Origin of the sequence: Limimaricola sp. G21655-S1 (assembly GCF_027213785.1) — a bacterium.
Taxonomy (GTDB): Bacteria; Pseudomonadota; Alphaproteobacteria; order Rhodobacterales; family Rhodobacteraceae; genus Limimaricola.
Genome location: NZ_JAPWGO010000108.1, coordinates 1 through 388, shown reverse-complemented (window position 1 = coordinate 388; position 388 = coordinate 1). Strand labels below are relative to the sequence as shown.

Sequence of the window (388 nt, the reverse complement as noted above, 5' to 3'; positions counted from 1 at the left end):
CAATAACAAATATGAGGAAGAAAGAAATATTGCAGAGATACGGATGTAATTATCTAAAAACATAAAAATTTTATTTTGGAAAAAATAAAATACAAGAGGGAGAAGAACAAAAGAGTATGCACTTATACTTACTGCTCCCTCTCTAGCATTACCATTAACTGAGCTAATAAACATACATACCAACAATATAGCAGAATCACAGAATACTGTATTTAAAACTAAACTATTAATTCTCATTGTTAGCAACAAGCTAAATATCGCCATTAATAGCATGATAGCAAAAACAACCATCCTTAAAGTTACACCACCAAAATCGACAACCCTTCCTCCGCCTAATAAGTATAAATCTAATACAAAAAGTGATAATACCGAGCTAACAATTATATTT

1 protein-coding gene is annotated in these 388 nt (G+C 29.9%); it reads right to left on the bottom strand.

Features of this window, described 5'->3' with window-relative positions:
• On the bottom strand, positions 1-388 hold a 388-nt coding region (locus O4G76_RS20065; protein WP_269398915.1), incomplete at both ends, for a hypothetical protein.